The organism is Vibrio kasasachensis (assembly GCF_050337565.1).
GTDB lineage: Bacteria > Pseudomonadota > Gammaproteobacteria > Enterobacterales > Vibrionaceae > Vibrio > Vibrio kasasachensis.
In genome coordinates this window covers 1-18,226 of record NZ_JAKJTB010000016.1, presented here as the reverse complement: position 1 = coordinate 18,226, position 18,226 = coordinate 1, and the positions used below count along the sequence as shown (strand labels likewise).

At 41.6% G+C, this 18,226-nt stretch carries 13 protein-coding genes, 1 rRNA gene and 1 other annotated feature; of the genes, 7 read left to right on the top strand and 7 right to left on the bottom strand.

Going from position 1 to position 18,226, the window contains the following annotated elements:
• Nucleotides 1-146 precede the first annotated feature (146 nt).
• On the top strand, nucleotides 147-2,099 hold the full coding sequence (gene sltY / locus L4C38_RS13640; protein ID WP_428798110.1) for a murein transglycosylase: 1,953 nt from the start codon (nucleotides 147-149) through the stop codon (nucleotides 2,097-2,099).
• A 14-nt stretch (nucleotides 2,100-2,113) separates the two neighbouring features.
• Entirely contained in the window at nucleotides 2,114-2,419 is a 306-nt protein-coding gene (gene trpR / locus L4C38_RS13635; protein WP_428798109.1) for a trp operon repressor, read from the top strand.
• A 45-nt stretch (nucleotides 2,420-2,464) separates the two neighbouring features.
• On the opposite strand, the gene yjjX is transcribed toward trpR, so the two are convergent.
• From yjjX to L4C38_RS13605, 6 genes are all read right to left on the bottom strand, one after another.
• Nucleotides 2,465-2,998, bottom strand: coding sequence for an inosine/xanthosine triphosphatase (yjjX, locus tag L4C38_RS13630; protein WP_428798108.1), 534 nt, complete (start codon nucleotides 2,996-2,998; stop codon nucleotides 2,465-2,467).
• Nucleotides 2,964-5,309, bottom strand: coding sequence for a putative bifunctional diguanylate cyclase/phosphodiesterase (locus L4C38_RS13625; protein WP_428798107.1), 2,346 nt, complete (start codon nucleotides 5,307-5,309; stop codon nucleotides 2,964-2,966). The genes yjjX and L4C38_RS13625 overlap by 35 nt, the downstream gene beginning before the upstream one ends.
• The gene (locus L4C38_RS13620; RefSeq protein WP_428798106.1) at nucleotides 5,293-6,342 is read right to left on the bottom strand and encodes a polyamine ABC transporter substrate-binding protein; all 1,050 of its coding nucleotides are present in this window, start codon (nucleotides 6,340-6,342) and stop codon (nucleotides 5,293-5,295) included. Before L4C38_RS13620 ends, L4C38_RS13625 begins: the two co-directional genes overlap by 17 nt.
• A gap of 162 nt (nucleotides 6,343-6,504) precedes the next feature.
• Entirely contained in the window at nucleotides 6,505-7,683 is a 1,179-nt protein-coding gene (gene pheA / locus L4C38_RS13615; protein ID WP_428798105.1) for a prephenate dehydratase, read from the bottom strand.
• A gap of 14 nt (nucleotides 7,684-7,697) precedes the next feature.
• Nucleotides 7,698-7,819, bottom strand: a sequence feature (Phe leader region).
• A gap of 105 nt (nucleotides 7,820-7,924) precedes the next feature.
• Entirely contained in the window at nucleotides 7,925-8,278 is a 354-nt protein-coding gene (hpf, locus tag L4C38_RS13610; protein WP_428798104.1) for a ribosome hibernation-promoting factor, HPF/YfiA family, read from the bottom strand.
• Nucleotides 8,279-8,636: 358 nt separating this feature from the next.
• Nucleotides 8,637-10,076 carry an MltF family protein gene (locus L4C38_RS13605; protein ID WP_428798103.1) on the bottom strand — a complete coding sequence of 480 codons (1,440 nt, stop codon included), beginning with the start codon at nucleotides 10,074-10,076 and terminating at the stop codon, nucleotides 8,637-8,639.
• Between the two features lie 434 nt (nucleotides 10,077-10,510).
• Between L4C38_RS13605 and L4C38_RS13600 the strand changes: the two genes are divergently transcribed.
• Entirely contained in the window at nucleotides 10,511-12,142 is a 1,632-nt protein-coding gene (locus tag L4C38_RS13600; RefSeq protein ID WP_428798102.1) for a HAMP domain-containing methyl-accepting chemotaxis protein, read from the top strand.
• An 85-nt stretch (nucleotides 12,143-12,227) separates the two neighbouring features.
• Here the strand turns inward: L4C38_RS13600 and L4C38_RS13595 are convergent, their stop codons facing one another.
• A complete protein-coding gene (locus tag L4C38_RS13595) occupies nucleotides 12,228-12,953 on the bottom strand; it encodes an outer membrane protein assembly factor BamD (RefSeq protein ID WP_428798101.1) in 726 nt (241 codons plus the stop codon).
• A 130-nt stretch (nucleotides 12,954-13,083) separates the two neighbouring features.
• Between L4C38_RS13595 and rluD the strand changes: the two genes are divergently transcribed.
• From rluD to L4C38_RS13575, 4 genes are all read left to right on the top strand, one after another.
• Nucleotides 13,084-14,061 (top strand): 23S rRNA pseudouridine(1911/1915/1917) synthase RluD, encoded by a 978-nt coding sequence (gene rluD, locus L4C38_RS13590; protein ID WP_428798100.1) that lies wholly within the window; start codon nucleotides 13,084-13,086, stop codon nucleotides 14,059-14,061.
• 1 nt (nucleotide 14,062) lies between these two features.
• On the top strand, nucleotides 14,063-14,788 hold the full coding sequence (pgeF, locus tag L4C38_RS13585; RefSeq protein WP_428798099.1) for a peptidoglycan editing factor PgeF: 726 nt from the start codon (nucleotides 14,063-14,065) through the stop codon (nucleotides 14,786-14,788).
• Between the two features lie 121 nt (nucleotides 14,789-14,909).
• Nucleotides 14,910-17,483, top strand: a complete 2,574-nt coding sequence (gene clpB / locus L4C38_RS13580; protein ID WP_428798098.1) for an ATP-dependent chaperone ClpB — start codon at nucleotides 14,910-14,912, stop codon at nucleotides 17,481-17,483.
• Nucleotides 17,484-18,048: 565 nt separating this feature from the next.
• Nucleotides 18,049-18,226: ribosomal RNA gene (locus L4C38_RS13575) — 16S ribosomal RNA — on the top strand; the annotation flags it as partial.

Below are 18,226 nucleotides of genomic sequence, written 5' to 3'. Positions count from 1 at the left end.
AAATTTATTCGCTAAGGAAGTATAAATCACTAAATGTGTCACACTTATGTGAAATAGTTTTTGTTTACAGCTTTATGCTTTACAGAACTTATTAGAATAGTCTTAATAGTATTTATACATATCGTTTCTCAATAGGATGAGAAGACATGACGCCAAGGTTTTCAAAGACGCTGTATAGCATTCCTTCATCGATATTGGCATTGTCAACGATGATATACAGCGCAGCGGGCAGCGCTGCTAGCCCAATAAATTTATCTGAGCAACGGGATCTTTATGATCAAGCCCAGCAATTACTTGATAATAAGCAAGTTGATAAGTACTTAGCGCTAAGGTCGCAAATTGCGTCTTATCCGCTAACTCCTTATGTTGATTATCGAACTTTGCTTGTTGGTTTGAATGACAAGTCCCCCCAAGAAGTGGAACGATTCATCGATGAGCACCAAAGCTTCCCTTTTTCAGCCCGTATCCGAGCGCCATATCTAGAAAACTTAGCGCGCAATAAACAGTGGAAAACTCTGTTGAAATTTCAAACAGAATTACCGCGCGGTGAAAAATATCAATGTTATTACTACTATGCACAGTACCAAACCGGTAATACCAGTTTGGCTTACAAAGGGGCTGAAGATTTATGGCTCCATGGCAGTAGTGTCTCGGAAGCGTGTGACCCATTGTTTGATGTATGGGATAAAGCGGGATTACGTGGCGATCAACAGATTTTAAGTCGAATGCTATTAGCGTTTGATGCACGTAATGGCAGCTTATTAACGTATCTAACTAAGCAAGTTAGCTCGCCAAAAGCAAAGCAGCAAGCTAACGAGATGAAAGCCTTATTTATACAGCCTGAAAATGTAGCCAAATTTGCTAAGAAAAAACCAGCGAATGCATTTTATCGCCAACAAAGTGAAATGGCCCTTGAGAAACTGGCGAGAACAGATGTAAAAGAGGCTCAGCGAGCGTGGTCTACTGTGGTTGATGGGCAGAAGTTAACTCAAAAACAAGCTCAAGAATTAGCGGACTATATTTCATTTCGTTTGATCAATATTGACTCTGCATCACTGGCAAAATGGCGTGATAAGCAAATTAATACTTCAATCAATGTTAAGTTGATTGAGCGACGTGCTCGCTTGGCTATTGGGCAAGCTGACTGGGATGGTATCGCTAATTGGATTCATATTTTACCGGAAGCGGATCAAGAGACGTTACGTTGGCAATACTGGTTAGCTCGTTCTGAGCTTGCTACCGGGGAAGTGACACAAGCCAATCAACGGTTAGAAAAAATTGTAGGTCAGCGTAATTTTTATAGCGTGGCTGCGGCCAAAGAACTTAAGCGTTCAGTGGTTTATCCACAAACTACGGTACAGCTTGATCGTTCTATGATTAAGCCATTTGATAAAGCATTGGTGCGAATTGATGAGCTGGTGGTGCGAGATAAAATTGCAGCAGCTAAGAGTGAATGGCGTCATTTACTTAGGAGTGCTGACAAGCAACAACAAGAGATGTTGACGGCATATGCCGCCTATAAGCGTTGGCATCATTTGACAGTTACAGGCAGTATTCAAGCAGAAATGTGGGGTAATTTAGAGCTACGCTTTCCGCTTGCTCATCGCTGGTGGTTTAACTTTTACGGCGAGAAACACAGTGTCGACCCGATCACATTGATGTCTCTGGCTCGTCAAGAGAGTGCAATGGATGTTGAGGCTAAATCGCCTGTTGGGGCAAGAGGTATAATGCAGATTATGCCATCAACAGCAAAGTATACAGCGCGCAAATACGAACTGTCTTACAAAGGTCACGATGACCTTTACCAAGTAGGCAAAAATATTGAAATAGGAAGCCGCTATTTACAGAGTTTGTTGGAGAAGTACGATAACAATCGAATTTTCGCATTTGCAGCGTATAATGCTGGACCGGGAAGAGTTAAGACTTGGCGCGCGCGAACGCAAGGAAAATTAGATGCTTATGCATTTATTGAAGCGATTCCGTTCAATGAAACTCGTGGCTATGTGCAGAACATCTTGATGTTTGAAGTCTACTATCGAGATTTACTCGCTGCAGATGGTGCATTCCTCAAACCACATGAAATGAATACTAAGTATTAAGTGAGCGGCAAATCATGTCACAACAACCTGAGTACACTGATTGGCAACAAATCTTGGATTTGATTCAACATAGCACGGAAACAGAGCAGCATAAGATGTTGTTAACTATGCTGTTAACGCCAGATGAAAGAGACTCACTTGTGGCTCGCGTCAATATTTTTCGGGAACTGCTAAAAGGTGATCTTTCTCAGCGTCAAATTAGCCAAATGTTGGGTGTTGGTGTTGCGACAATTACACGTGGTTCTAATGAGCTTAAATCGAAAAGTAGCGCTGAAAAACAGGCGATAACAGATCTATTAGAACACGCAGAAAGAGATTAAAAAAAGGTGCCTTTGGCACCTTTTTTTATCTTCGATATTACAATTCTACAAATTGGCAGGGTAGTGTTCAGGGTTAGTAAATGGAATTAGCGCCATGATCAATGCTTGGTGATAGACAGAACTACGTGTCAATTGATGCTGAGTGAGTAGTCCGATTGCGCCACCTTTTTGTTTTATGTTTTGTGTTCCAAACACCTCATCCATGATCGTTCCTAGCTCAACGTCTGGCGTTAAGCGATCAGCGACTTTCGGTGGTAACATCATGCTGGCAGATCGTGATTCGCCACGATGTGTTTCTGACTCCACAACCATCCAAGCAAATGTAACCTTACCTTCAATACCAGCTTCTAAACCGACATAAAAATCTCCATTAAGATGGGCGTCCTTGGCATTTTTTACTCGATTCAGAGCGCCTTGGTAGGTTGCTTGATTGCCAATCGGTTGGTCAGCAACGCCACTAGCAACATTGACGCCAATAAAATCAAATACTGTCTCTGGAAAGGTGGAGTGAAAGGCGCTTTCAACAGCTTTGATTTTTGCTGGATTAAGCGAAGCTACGATAACTGTCTGGTGGGTCATTTTTCTCTACCTTTTGTGATATCGCGATCTCATTGAGTTGTCTGATCTTGACTGGCGGTGAGAGGTAATAGCCTTGCATATAGTCACATTGATTTTCGGCAAGCCAATTGTGCATATCTTCTGACTCTATGCCTTCAGCAGTGACGATCATTGACTGGGAATGACATAAGTCGACTAAAGGCTTAACTACATTCCGGTTGTTTGTCTTGATCAGTGCTGTTAAGAACTCGCGATCCAATTTTATTTTCTGCACTGGGTATTCTACTAGCTGTGTGATGGATGTATAGCCAGAACCAAAATCATCAATGGCTAATTTGAATCCCATGTTAGAAAGCTCATGCAGTAGAGAATAGCTTTGTGAATCGGTAGCAAATGTTTCGGTAATTTCAAAATCAACTAAGTACGGAATAACTTGGTATTCCTGAGCCATTTTCTGAATAAATGTCGCCAATTGCCTTGAATCGAGTTCTGCAGAAGAAAGATTGATAGAAAGTTGAATGTCATATTCAAACATAGATTGGATATGGCAAAAATCACGAAAAGCCTGTTTGATTACCCAACGGTCAATTGCACCGAACATACCTGTTTGCTCTGAAATCGGTATGAATTCTATTGGTGGGACTTTCCCCAATTTTGGCGAGTCCCATCGAAGCAGAGCTTCAACGCCGACAATGTTTTCACCGCTGCGATTGTAATACGGCTGGTATCGTAATGAGAACTCGCTGTTAAATTCTTCGCTCCTTAGTGCTCGTTCTATTTGAGTTCGGCGGCGAACGCTATTATCTAGCTCTTGTGAATAATAGGACATTTGGTTCTTACCCGCTTTTTTCGCTTGATACATGGCGGTATCAGCATTGGATAGTAAAGTTTCTAATGTTTCCCCATCGGTCGAATAAGCTGAGATTCCGATGCTGGCGGTGATTGGAAAGCTACTAAATGATGAATTGGAATTATTCATTAGCGTAGTAAGAATTGCATGTGCGATAGAGTCTGCGTAGGTGTTTTTATCCTTAGCGGCGACAAAAACGGCGAATTCATCACCGGATAAACGCGCTGGGAGGCAGTTGATTTGTAAAGAGTTTTTCCAATCATTGCATATAGTTCTAATATGATTGGCAAAATTGATTAGCAGATCATCTCCTACTGTATGTCCGTACTTATCATTGACGTATTTAAAGTTGTCTAAATCAATATATAAGATCCAAGCGTGTCGACATTGCTTCTTGTTTGAGAGGTATTTTCTAACATAAGTTTGAAATTGATAACGATTAGCCAGTCCCGTGAGGTGATCGTTTTCAGCTAGCACCTTGGTTTTTTGATAGCTCGATTGCAGCTCTTGATACATGGTGTGAAAACGCTCAGATAGACGACCGATTTCATCGCTATTTGGCAAGCGTTCTATGTTATATCTTCGTTTTTGCTCCACCTCAAGTAATTGGCGATCCAGCCTCGCTATTGGGCTGGTAACGTGACGATAAAGCAGCATCAATAAAATAAGCACTGTAACGAAGGAAGAGGCAGTGAAGAAAAGTAAGAGCTTGCTTTCTATAGCGCTAAGCTTGTCCTCCAACAGGTACTGCGCCGGATCTAGCGTAGCAAATAACCCCGATTTCAATTCAACGGATTGGGTTAACCCATCTTTATCAATTGAGTGGGGAGAAAAAAATATCGAACTGTCGTTATCAAACTCAATCAAACGTTGCTGTTGGTCAAATCGATCAAGTGTCAGGTAGACCATGAAGAATGATATTTGAGTACTGTTGTCGGTAAGAGGCTTGTTTAACGTTTTTTGGTTTAAAACCTGATAATGAATCAAGACACTTTGACCTTGTTCATTTTTGCTAAAACCAATATTTTCGCTGGCGCCTGATGTTGCATAAGCGAGCTTTACGTATTCCATCGCGCGATTGTCGATAACAGAGAATGGGTTACCCTGGTTATCAGCGAAAAAGCGCGGTCTCAGCTTATCGTCGAGGATTGCGATACCAATAGAATCCTGAGAGATAGACTGAAAGCTAGTAATAATCCGCTGCATGTTATTGAGCATATCCATTTCAATAAATGGGTTGCCTTCATGGCGGAGATATTGGCGAACAATTTCACTACGAGAAAGGGTGAGAGAGTAGCTGTTTATTAGTGCGTATGATTGCCTAAAATGACCCGCCAGCTTTTCCATTGTCAGTTGTAAATAGCTGATTTCACGTTTAATCAATGCATCTTTTTGATCTTGATATATGCCATAGCTTGAAATGGCTGCGCTGAGCAGTATTACAGGGGCAACCAGCAACAGGACTCTAGTGTTGAGTTTCATGGTCATTCAAAAGTTGGCTTAAAATTTTTGCTCGTAAGCTAATGTTTTCAGAAGAAAGAGGGCTATCTATCTGTCCTTGAGAAATGTGTTTTTCCTCTGGGAGCAATGATGCACCATTTAAGTACCAAGCTGGCACTAGTTTTAACGCACTTACATTTGTCGTTGCAGCTTTGATTTCTGTTGCATTTTTTGCTGCAATTATGGGATCTGAAAGGTAGTTAAGGAACTGCTTGGCTATTTCTTTGTTATCTGAGTGCTGATTGATGGTTAGGCAGTCTAGCCATAAGCTGGGGCGCTCTTCTGGAAGTACAAATTTCCAATGCTCGATATTTTGTGTGCGATTAAGTAGATGCTCGTCTCCGCTATAGCCCACTGCCATATATAATTTGTCAGCGTTTTTGTTGCTACCAATAAAACTAAGAGGGTATTGATACGTTAGAACGTGGTGATTAAAGCTGAGCATCGTAGAATAGACTTGCTTCAATGCGTGAGAGTTTTCGGTTTCTGATGAAATACCTCGGCTCGCAAAAAAGGGTAAAAAACTGTCGGTAGTGTCGTTTAGCAAACCAATATGCCCGGACAACTCAGTGGGGGGATTGATAAAATCACGCCATTTTTTAGGAGGTTGTTGAACTTTATCAGAACGATAAACTATGCCGATGACTCCCCAAAAATAGGGTTGACCATAGTCTCCACAAGCGTTATTCCACCGTTCTCTATTGTGTGAGCGGTTGCTGATTTGAGATACGTCGACTAGCCCGCCAAGTTGACCATAGATCTTAGAAGAAACATTGTCGAGGATAAGGATGTCGAATGGCAGATTGTTATTTGCTGTTAGTAGCGTATCTCGATCGTCGTTGCTATCAAAATGGGTAATATGCAGTGTGTTGCCTGATTGAACTTGCCATTGCTGAACAACGTGTTCAGAGAGAGTATCCTCCCACATTAATAGGTTGAGTTCTTTGGCTATAAGCTGAAAGCTCAGAACTTGCGTAAGTCCTAACAATGGTGGAATAAGTGACTTCAAAGTCATAGCGGAGTTATCGAGTCCTTTCTTGTTATGGATAACACCGAGCTTTGTGATAAACCAGTGAGTAACACCGACTAGCAAGCTCAAACAGGTCAAGAATGCTAGTGGTGTTTTTAAAAGATGTCAGCCACTTGTTGGCTATTTTTTGAACTGAAAGGTGATAATTTACACCAATTTTACTTGCGTCGGTTTTACATTCTCACTTGGATAGCTCCCGAGCACTTTTAAATGCTTAGTTATTTTTGTGAGCTCAGCCAGTGCCTCGTTCATATTTTCCGAATCTAAATGAGTATCGACATCAACATAAAACATCTCTTCCCATGGATTTCCCATAATTGGACGTGACTCCAATTTGGTCATGTTGATGTTGTAGCGCTGGAGTATCAGTAGCGCAGCTACAAGAGAGCCGGTATCTTGAGATGTCGACATGATCAGTGTCGTTTTTGCAGGGATTTGTGGTGAAACTTCTACAGGTTTACGCGCGACGATAATGAAGCGAGTATGGTTTTCTGTTTGATTGGCTATATTATCTTGAATAGCTTGTAAGCCATATATTTTGCCTGATGATGCATTGCCTATTGCGGCGACGTCGGAGCGGTTGAGCTCGCGTACTTTTTGCATTGCATCAGCGGTACTAGCGCAAGTTTTTAACTCAATATTTTTTAAGCGCCCTAAGAACTCACTGCATTGCTGGTGTGGTTGAGGATGCGAATAGAGTGTAGTGAGGTCTTCTAAGCGAATTTCTTCAGTGGCCACTAAGCAGTGTTCAATAGGTAATGTTAACTCGCCAACGATGTACAAAGTGGTGTGTTGTAGTAAATCGTAGACTTCATTGATAGAGCCGGAGCTTGTATTTTCAATTGGTAACACACCATAGTCCGCGTGACCTGATTCAACAGTTGTAGCGACTTCTCTAAATCCTTCACAATTTAGCTCAATAAGCTCAGTGTTCTTGCGACTAAAGTATTCTCGGCTAGCGAGGTGAGAATATGAACCTTTTGAACCTAAAAATGCCACACGGGCTAGCGGTTTTCTACTTAACTCTGGGTTGGCTAAGTTTTGTAAGTAGGCTTGCTGAAGTAAAACCGAATCTTCAATGATGGAGTGGAACAATTTGGTGATGTATTGGGCATCTAGGTCGTATTTTTTTAGTCCACTATTGATCAGTTTGACGAGTAGTTGTTGCTCTCGTTCTGCGTCGCGAATTGGTTTTGAAGTATGAACTTTGCTTTTCGCAACCTCAATACTCATCTTTCGACGTTCAGAGAGTAGTTGTAGCAATTGGTCGTCTAACTCGTTTAATCGAAGTCGAATTTCATCGAGTGAGTATTGGTGTTGATTCATGCTAATTTCCCTACATAAAAAAACCTCCCTTAGAGGGAGGCTTCCTGTTCGTTTTTGACTTATCTTCCGCAAACGAGTCAGCCTCCAAAGCTATTGGAGAAAAAACAAGTCAAAAAAGAACAGATGGATTGGTTTCATTGTCATTATTCATTTGGAAAGTTCTTAAACACAATAAGCAACCGTGTTTTAAGCGTCAAGAAAAAAAATAGCGCCAAAGGGCGCTATTTTCGATATCAGATAATTATTCGGTCTCAGCCTCAGCCTCTACTTCCGCATCTGCTTCTTCAAGATCAAGCTTTTCGTTACGGCGAGCTTCAGGTTTATGACGTAGCTTATTTAGCTGTCGTTCTAGTTTTTGTTCTACCTCATTAACGGCAGCGTATAAATCTTCATGAACAGCGGAAGCAACAAGTTTGCCTTTTGGTACCGTGATGACTGCTTCAAATTTTTTATGTTTATTCGGTTCCTCGCTGAAGGTCGCTTGGCAGCCAATGATATCTACTTGCCACTTTTCGAGCTTTTTGAATTTGCTCTCAATGTGATTCCGGATTGCAGAGGTAATGTCGATATTTTTGCCAGTGATGTTTACTTTCATAGATGTTTTCCTCTGTTGCATCCCTCATGGGTTAACTCCAGATTACGGATTTCACCATAAAAAAATGTGATGAGCGTCACTTTTTGTGTGTGATGTTTTTCGTGCGAAACCAATTGTGATCTCACTCAAAGTGTTTTCGGTTTGTTGCACGAAAAAGCTTGTGAAAGTAAAAAAAAACGCTAAATTGGTAAAGGTGTCTAGCTAGAAATCGCCTGTTTTTTAGGGCACGAATTCGACCTAAAGAAATGGTTTGTTTAATCTTCGCTCAGACAACATTGTGATCATCCCCCCCAATATTTTTTGATTTCCGGTCCCGTCGCCAATTTAAGGTGAGAGACGTGTGTATAAGTTAAGCTGACTACTTCATCTCTATTGGAAAAATAAGCGGATTTAATTCAGTTTTGTTGTTTTCATCTCTGGTTTTTTGCAATTCAGAGAGCTGTTTGTATATGACAAAATAACGATTGATGTTCGATACGTACTGAACGGGCTCTCGTCCTATATTTTTTCGCGTTACAATTTCTACATTCTTGAACCACTTATTTGCGTCATAGCCTTGTTGTGTTGCTATCCGACGCATCTTGCGTATGTTTCCTGGTCCAGCATTGTATGCAGCAAGCGAAAAGTAGACTTGGTTATCAGCGCTGATACCGTGGTCATTAAAGTAGCGATCTTTAATAAAGCGCATGTATTTCACTCCTGCATGGATATTGTTATCAATCTTATAAATATTGCTAATATTGACGTTGGGATCTCTGGCGGTGCTAGGTAGAACTTGCATGATACCTACAGCCCCGCGATGCGAGACTTTATTCTGATCAAGACCGGATTCTTGGTAACCTTGTGCTGAGATCATTAATGGGTCAAATTGGTATTCGTTTGAGTATTGGATGAATATCTTGGATATCAATTCAAGCTTGTGGATGTTTTTGGGGTCTAATACTTTTTTTAACCAGTGAGTATTTCCGAGATATTTACCATAAATAACATTGCCCATCAGTGTCCCAGTTCGATGCTCAACTAGATATTGATCGACGAGCACCTTCAATTTCGGGCTGTTTTTTCTAAATGCCCACGCAATCTTACCTTGGCTGCGAATCGGTAGTTCTTTGTGTGCTTGAATGTTATCCATTACATTTAGCCATAACTCGCTTTTGTGGCTATCGAGTATTGTTGCCTTTAAATGTCCTTGATTGACCATTTCCATGATTTCAAAATCTTGCAGTGTTTCTTCTAGAAAGCGGATTAAAACGGGCGGGCTACCAAGTTTATTGAGCTGGTGGTTAAGTTGCTGCAAACTTTCGAAGTAGCTAGAGCTTGCGCGAACCCAAAATTCTTCGCCACTTAATTGAGTAATAGTTTGGTATTTTGGGGTGTCCTTTGAAGTTATTATCCATTCTTGAACATTTGTACGAACTGGTATGCTAAATGCCACATTTTGTTTGCGTTTGTCGGTAATGGTGAGGTTTGCGACAGCGAGATCACCATACCCTTGCTTGAGTGAAGGCAATAAATCATCGCGATCAATGGGTATGACTTGTAAGTTTAAGTAAGAAGAACGTTGTTTAAGTTGCTTTTCAAAATGATAGAGCAGTTCAGCAAGAATGCCTTTGGGCTGACCTCCTTCAATGTAATAGAAGCCAAGATCAGCGGAAACTAGTACCCGTATGACCCCTTTTTTTTCTAAAGCAGGTAGATCTCCGTAGTAAGGATCTTTATTTAATGGCGTGAGCGATAGCGCCATGCTGTTATATGACGCTAGAAGAAATATAACAGTTAACAACAAAATTCGAAGCATTCGCTAACCTTTTAATATCTATATATTAAAAGTAGCCTTTGTCTGCCACTTAACAAGCGTCTACACCCAGTCAGAGGAAAAAAATCAAGAACTGAAGGATTCGCAGTGTTTAATCTACCGAGATTAAAATCATATGTGCGTTATGAGTATTCACTATTCACAATCATTATCGCAGTTACAACCCTACAAAATTATTCACTTCAAAAAACACTTTGGAAGCATGGTTGTTACGTTTTTGCAGCAATAATCCATATAAATATTTGATTATCTTGATAATGCGATTTAGATAACAGTTAGTTTTGTGATTTGACACGCAATTATTGGTCCAATGTCATTATGGGTTTCTTTGTGGGGATATAAACTGGTTTGAATAAAATTAGCAGGTTAATTATCTCGAATAATTAACCTTATCTAGAGATATTCATTGGTGTTGTATGCGTTTTAAAGATTTTAATATTAAAAATAAAATAGCGGTTATTTTCATTGCGATAACGATGGTAGCGGTCTGCCAGGTTTCCTTTTTTTTGAAGCAAATGGATCATGTGAGAGATGCATTGCTTGAATTTGCAGACGCAACCGTACCAAGCGTTTTGTCAGTTAAAGATATGCAAATTAATATCGAAGAAATTCGACGTGATCAGTATGCATTGGTAGCAAACCCTCAGCATGATTTAGTGCCAATATGGCATCAAAATATGGATAACTTCGAGAATGAAATTAATCAGCGCCTAAATCTTTATCGTGAGGGGCTTTGGGATGATAATGATCGCGCTGCTTTTGCCAACTTAGAGAAACATTGGAAAGCGTATACTCAGCAGCTCAATCATTTTCGTATTTTGATGGACACAGGAAAAATAGCTCAAGCGAACAGCCTCACTGTTGATGGTTACGAGCTCTATCAGAGTACTTTCAATGCGATGACTGAATTAGAAAAGCTAAACCAAGGGTATATCGCCGCAGACAAGCAAGTTGCCAATGATCGAGTAAGCGAAACTTTTGTTCTTAGTATTATTAGCGTTGTGGGTGTAATAGGGTTCATGCTGTTCACTAGTTGGTTGTTAACCAAACAGATATGCACGCCATTGAATTTAGTTATGGATCTTGCACGCCATATTACCAATGGTGATTTGACGCAAAAAATTGATCGTACAAAAATAGGTAATGATGAACTTGGAGTGCTTGCTGATACTTGTCATCAAATGCAAATGAACTTACAGCAGATGGTTGAACAAATTGTTAGCGCTGCGACTCAACTTGCGACTTCAATTGAAGAGGTGAGCGCTGTATCCGTTCAAACAGAGCAAGGCATGATCAATCAACAAAACCAATTAACACTGGTTGCTACAGCGATGACTCAATTACAAGCGACAGTGAATGAGGTCGCAAGTAATACAGAGGAAGCATCTTGTGCTGCAACTAATGCTAGTGACACTGCTCGTGAAGGTGCTGGCGGGGTTGGCGTAGCCCTGAATCAAATTGTTCATGCTCAAAGTGTGATTGAAGAAACAGGCACAATGGTTGCTCAGTTGGAAAAAGATTCAAGTGACATTAGTATGGTTGTCGACGTTATTCAAAATATTGCAGCACAGACGAATTTGTTGGCACTGAATGCGGCAATTGAAGCTGCGCGCGCTGGAGAGCAAGGTAGAGGTTTTGCTGTTGTTGCTGACGAAGTTAGAACCTTGGCTGGTCGTACACAAAGTTCTACTGAAGAAATTGTGCGCATTATCGAACAATTGCAGCAGCGTGCTAAAAGTGCGGTAGTAGGTACGACTGAAAGTTGTGACAATATAGGTATTTGTAAGACACAAGCAAGCACGGTTGGCGGTATTATTGAGGGGATCAGTAGTTCGGTTGAGAATATTGCTAGCATGAACATTCAAATAGCAAGTGCTTGTAGCGAGCAAAGTTCGGTGTCCGAAGAGCTGCAACGTAATGTGGACAGTATTCATCATTCGTCTATTGAAGTGGCAGCAGGCTCAACGCAAACCGCTCAAGCTTGTGTAGAGTTAAGTCAGTTAGCAGCCAATATGCAGACGATTATTCAGCAATTCAAAGTGGCTTAATTCTTTTGCGTTTCGCTGGAATATAGAGATAAAAAAAACCGCTTTCTAGAAAGCGGTTTTTTTATGTGAAAGATTTAAATGGCAGTTAAACCGGGTTTTTAGCCATTAACTGACGAGTGCGATTTGCTGCTTCCGTTAATCCGAGTTCTTCATAGGCAGCTAGCTGAATAGCAAGAGATTTACGCGCAGCCGCTGTATTTGGATAGGTTTTTTGCAGTTCCTGACAACGATTGATTGCCGCAATCCAAGCTTCGCGGCGTAAATAGAAATCGGCTGTAGCCAAATCGTACTCTGCCAAACGGTTTTTCAAAGAGAACATGCGTTTTTGTGCATCTTCGGCATAAGCACTATTAGGGTAGCGATCGAGTAGCTTTTTAAAATCTGCAAAAGCCGATTTTACTGGTTCTGGATCGCGGTCACTTCGATCGATATTAAATACGTCGTGCATGAAATTACGATCTTGCGCCATATGAGTCAGTCCGCGCATGTAAAGTACCCAGTCTAATTTTTCGTTAGTTGGATTTAGGCGAATGAAGCGTTCGATCGTCGCGAGACCTAAAGCTAGGTCGTCATTTTTGTAATAGGCATAAATAAGATCAAGTTGAACCTGTTCAGAATAAGCACCAAATGGGTAACGAGAATCGAGTGCCTCAAGTTTCTCTATGGCTGTTGTCCAACTACCTTGTTGCAGTAATACCTGAGCTTCGGAGTAAAGCTCTGATGGCGGTACATCTGGAACAATCTCTTCGCTGCTAGTACATCCGAAGAGTAAAGTGAGAGCCAATAATCCAGATAAAGTATGCTGTTTCATGTCAGGATTCTATTCCTTGAAGTAAATAATTTTGTCGCTTCCGTTACTTTTATGTCGGTAGCAGATACAATGGAACAATATTCTTCCACACTGTAGACAATTAGTCTCACAGTTTTTGAAAAAGTTCGATATGGCTCAGCAGATTGAATTAACTAATACAGTAAAAGATAGTCAATTAGGTCAACGCCTTGATCAGGCTATCGCAGAAATATTCTCCGATTTCTCTCGTTCGCGACTCAAAGAGTGGTTGTTGGCGGGTAACGTTCAAGTCGATGGCGTGGTTATTACTAAACCACGAACTCGAGTTATGGGCGGAGAAGTCATTACATTGCAAGCGGAGCTAGAAGATGAAGAGCGCTGGGAAGCGCAAGATCTACCTCTAGATATCGTTTATGAAGATGATGACATCATGGTCATCAATAAACCACGTGGTTTCGTAGTGCATCCAGGTGCGGGTACGCCAGATGGAACAGTGTTAAATGCTCTACTTCATCATTACCCTGATATCGCGGAAGTACCTCGTGCAGGTATTGTGCATCGCCTAGATAAAGACACGACAGGTTTGATGGTGGTAGCGAAAACGGTACCAGCGCAAACTCGTTTAGTGCGCGCTCTGCAAAAACGTAATATTACGCGTGAATACGAAGCTATTGCGATTGGTCGTATGACAGCTGGTGGTAAAGTTGAACAGCCGATTGGTCGTCACTCTACTAAGCGTACGCTAATGTCAGTAAGCCCAATGGGTAAACCTGCGGTTACTCATTATCGAGTGGCGGAACACTTCCGCGAACACACGCGTATTCGCTTGCGTCTTGAGACGGGACGAACTCACCAAATCCGTGTGCATATGTCTTACTTGCAGCATCCTCTGCTAGGTGATTCAGCATATGGTGGACGTGCGCGCATTCCTTCAGGAGCGTCACAAGAGCTAACTGAAATGATTCGCGGTTTTGACCGTCAAGCGCTTCATGCTGTGATGTTGAGATTCGAACACCCAGTTACAGGTGAAGAACTTGAATTCCATGCACCAGTACCAGATGACATGGTTGTGTTGACTGATGCATTGCGTCAAGACGCTCAACAATATGGGCTAGAAGAAGACTATTAAGATGTCATTTATTATCCCTAACTGGAAAGTTCCGAAAAATGTAAAAGCTATTTCCTCTACGCGGATTGGTGGTTACTCGTCGGAGCTTTATCAAGGCTTGAACCTTGGTAGCCATGTTGGGGATGATTTAGAGACAGTCTTAAGAAATCGTCAAGCTTTGGTTCAGTTATCCGCAATGCCGAGTGCACCTATTTGGCTCAATCAAACACACTCAACTAATGTGGCTACAGTCAGTGAACCGACAGAGGTTACATTGGATGCAGATGGTATATTTACCTCACAAACGGGTATTGTTTGCTCTGCGATGACAGCTGATTGCTTACCTGTATTGCTAACTAATACGCAAGGTAATCAGGTTGCTGCTGTTCATGCGGGTTGGCGTGGATTAGCCAACGGCATTGTAGAGAATGCAGTAAAGATGTTTGATGGGGAAGTCATTGCTTGGCTTGGTCCAGCAATTGGGCATAATGCTTTTGAAGTTGGTGAGGACGTATTGCAAGCGTTCTGTGATTTTGATGCTGAAGCCATTCACGCTTTTAAACCTACGGGTAACGAGGGGAAGTGGTGGGCAGATATGGATCAAATTGCAACTCAACGTCTCAACAAACTGGGTGTTAACCAAGTATTTACTAGTAAACTATGTACTTACTCTGAACCAGAACGCTTTTACTCATATCGCCGAGAAGGTGTCACTGGGCGACAAGCCAGTTTGATCTGGCTAGAATAACTTATAAAGGCTGACTTGTTGTCAGCCTTTTTCATTTCATATCCCTTGAAAATTTCCTTGTGCGTATCCATCTTTCATATTGATTAATAGAATTATCTCAGTTGAGTTTAGGAAGGTTGATATGCGTCTAGACAGATTTACGAGCAAGTTCCAAATCGCTATTTCTGATGCGCAGTCTTTGGCGTTGGGTCGCGATCATCAATATATTGAGCCAGTTCACCTCATGGTGGCACTCATGGATCAAAATGGCAGCCCGATCCGCCCATTGCTTACTATGTTGAATGTGGATGTTGCCCATATACGTTCAAAGCTTAGTGAAATGTTAGATCGCTTACCTAAAGTGAGCGGTATTGGTGGTGATGTTCAGTTATCAAGTGGTATGGGGGCTATGTTCAACCTCTGTGACAAAGTGGCTCAGAAACGTCAAGATACCTATATTTCTTCGGAAGTTTTCCTTCTTGCGGCTGTTGAAGACAAAGGACCGCTGGGGGCACTATTAAAAGAGTTCGGAATTACAGAGCTAAAAGTTGCTGAAGCTATTGATAAGATCACTGGTGGTCAAAAGGTCAATGATCCTAATGCAGAAGAATTACGCCAAGCTTTAGAAAAATTTACGGTGGATTTAACCGAGCGTGCTGAACAAGGAAAGCTTGATCCGGTAATCGGTCGCGATGATGAAATTCGTCGTACGATCCAAGTGCTTCAACGTCGTACCAAAAATAACCCTGTCATTATAGGTGAACCGGGTGTGGGTAAAACGGCAATTGTAGAAGGGTTAGCACAGCGGATTATTAATAATGAAGTACCTGAGGGATTACGTGGTCGCCGAGTTCTTTCATTGGATATGGGGGCGCTCGTCGCTGGCGCGAAATATCGTGGTGAATTTGAAGAACGCTTAAAATCCGTGTTGAATGAACTATCCAAAGCCGAAGGTAATATCATACTTTTCATCGATGAAATTCACACAATGGTAGGTGCAGGTAAAGGCGAAGGCTCGATGGACGCAGGTAATATGCTGAAACCAGCTTTGGCAAGAGGCGAGCTGCATTGCGTTGGTGCGACAACGCTCGATGAGTACCGTAAATACATGGAAAAAGATCCCGCTTTAGAGCGTCGATTCCAAAAGGTCTTAGTGGATGAGCCAAGCGTTGAAGATACCGTGGCGATATTGCGTGGTTTAAAAGAGCGCTATGAGCTACACCATCATGTTGAAATTACCGATCCTGCAATCGTTGCTGCCGCCAGTTTATCGCATCGTTATGTTTCCGACCGACAACTACCAGATAAAGCTATCGACCTAATAGATGAAGCGGCATCGAGCATACGTATGCAGATAGACTCAAAGCCAGAGTCACTTGATAAGCTGGAACGAAAAATTATCCAGTTAAAGATTGAACAGCAAGCATTAAGCAATGAACAAGATGAAGCGAGTGAAAAGCGTTTAGATATCTTGAACCAAGAGTTACAAGAAAAAGAACGTGAGTTCGCTGAGTTAGAAGAAGTCTGGAAAACAGAAAAGGCAGCTTTGCAAGGAACACAGCACATCAAATCAGAGCTGGAACAAGCACGTATGGATATGGATCTTGCTCGACGAGCTGGTGACTTAAGTCGTATGTCTGAATTGCAATATGGTCGTATTCCTGAGCTCGAGAAGCAGCTCGACCTAGCCGCTCAAGCTGAAATGCAAGAGATGACCTTATTACGTAATAAGGTTACCGATGCAGAAATTGCTGAAGTATTGTCAAAACAGACAGGTATTCCGGTCTCTAAAATGCTGGAAGCTGAAAAAGAAAAGCTGCTCCGCATGGAACAAGTGTTACATAAGCGCGTTATTGGTCAAAAAGAAGCGGTTGAAGTTGTGTCGAATGCAATTCGACGAAGTCGAGCTGGGCTATCTGATCCTAATAAACCTATTGGTTCCTTCTTATTCTTAGGTCCAACCGGTGTCGGTAAGACTGAACTGTGTAAAGCTTTAGCCAATTTCATGTTTGACAGTGAAGGTGCCATGGTTCGTATCGACATGTCTGAGTTTATGGAGAAACATTCAGTCGCAAGATTAGTGGGTGCTCCCCCTGGCTATGTCGGTTATGAGGAAGGTGGTTACTTAACAGAAGCCGTTCGTCGAAAACCATATTCTGTGATTCTTTTAGATGAAGTCGAAAAAGCGCATCCTGATGTGTTTAACATATTGCTGCAAGTACTTGATGATGGTCGCTTGACTGATGGGCAAGGTCGTACGGTTGATTTCCGCAATACCGTCGTGATCATGACGTCTAATTTGGGCTCATCCCAAATTCAAGAAAATTTTGACAACCTTGATTACCAAGGCATTAAAAATGAAGTGATGAACATCGTAACTAAGTACTTTAGACCTGAGTTTTTAAATCGAGTGGATGAGAGTGTAGTGTTCCATCCATTAGGGCAAGATCATATCAAATCAATAGCTGCTATCCAGTTATTAAGCTTGGCAAAACGAATGGAAGAGCGCGGATATCAAATGGAAGTGTCTGAAAAAGCGCTAGAGTTGATTTCTCAAGTTGGTTTTGATCCGGTGTACGGTGCGCGACCATTGAAACGAGCTATTCAACAAAGTGTAGAAAATCCGTTAGCAAAAGCTATCTTATCGGGGCGGATACTGCCGGACAAAACCGTCAAATTAGTGGTGCATAACGATCAAATCATCGCTCACCAATAATGTTGTTGGTGTTAGATAGGGGCTGCAGAGCCCCTTTTTGTTGTATATTTAACAGTTTTGTTTAATTCCTAACCAAACGGCTCAAAAGTGCAAAATAACGGTTGTGTTGGAGAAAGAACTCCCTATAATTCGCATCGTTGTCACGGGTTACCGAGCTGAACATAGCAAGACAATAGAGACGGTGAAAGTTGTTCAAGTAACTTTCAGAGAAATAAGCAAAAAGTGTTTGACACTAATGGTTATATCGCTAAAATGACCGTCCGCTTTAAAGTGAAAACTTAAAGCGCTGCTCTTTAAAAATTAAAACCTATCAATCTGTGTGGGCACTCGTTGATGATAATCCAATAAGTTTTCCTTCTCTTTTATAAAGAGCGGCGAAGGCTGTTTCTTCGGAAACACATTGGGTTCAATGAACTGAGTGACCAATCGAGATTAAGTCTAACTTAGTCTTGGCACAGTCAATTCATTATCATTCTGTTGGAATGATAATAGCTTTAGAATTACATGTTTATCTTCGGATAAATATTAGTTTTGAAGTCAGTATTCATTGAGCCGAAAAAACTTTAAATTGAAGAGTTTGATCATGGCTCAGATTGAACGCTGGCGGCAGGCCTAACACATGCAAGTCGAGCGGTAACAGGAAGAAAGCTTGCTTTCTTTGCTGACGAGCGGCGGACGGGTGAGTAATGCCTAGGAAATTGCCCTGATGTGGGGGATAACCATTGGAAACGATGGCTAATACC

Coding starts and splice junctions, on each gene's coding strand:
- sltY (WP_428798110.1), top strand. CDS start 147: ATGACGCCAAGGTTTTCAAAGACGCTGTATAGCATTCCTTCATCGATA.
- trpR (WP_428798109.1), top strand. CDS start 2,114: ATGTCACAACAACCTGAGTACACTGATTGGCAACAAATCTTGGATTTG.
- yjjX (WP_428798108.1), bottom strand. CDS start 2,998: ATGACCCACCAGACAGTTATCGTAGCTTCGCTTAATCCAGCAAAAATC.
- L4C38_RS13625 (WP_428798107.1), bottom strand. CDS start 5,309: ATGAAACTCAACACTAGAGTCCTGTTGCTGGTTGCCCCTGTAATACTG.
- L4C38_RS13620 (WP_428798106.1), bottom strand. CDS start 6,342: ATGACTTTGAAGTCACTTATTCCACCATTGTTAGGACTTACGCAAGTT.
- pheA (WP_428798105.1), bottom strand. CDS start 7,683: ATGAATCAACACCAATACTCACTCGATGAAATTCGACTTCGATTAAAC.
- hpf (WP_428798104.1), bottom strand. CDS start 8,278: ATGAAAGTAAACATCACTGGCAAAAATATCGACATTACCTCTGCAATC.
- L4C38_RS13605 (WP_428798103.1), bottom strand. CDS start 10,076: ATGCTTCGAATTTTGTTGTTAACTGTTATATTTCTTCTAGCGTCATAT.
- L4C38_RS13600 (WP_428798102.1), top strand. CDS start 10,511: ATGCGTTTTAAAGATTTTAATATTAAAAATAAAATAGCGGTTATTTTC.
- L4C38_RS13595 (WP_428798101.1), bottom strand. CDS start 12,953: ATGAAACAGCATACTTTATCTGGATTATTGGCTCTCACTTTACTCTTC.
- rluD (WP_428798100.1), top strand. CDS start 13,084: ATGGCTCAGCAGATTGAATTAACTAATACAGTAAAAGATAGTCAATTA.
- pgeF (WP_428798099.1), top strand. CDS start 14,063: ATGTCATTTATTATCCCTAACTGGAAAGTTCCGAAAAATGTAAAAGCT.
- clpB (WP_428798098.1), top strand. CDS start 14,910: ATGCGTCTAGACAGATTTACGAGCAAGTTCCAAATCGCTATTTCTGAT.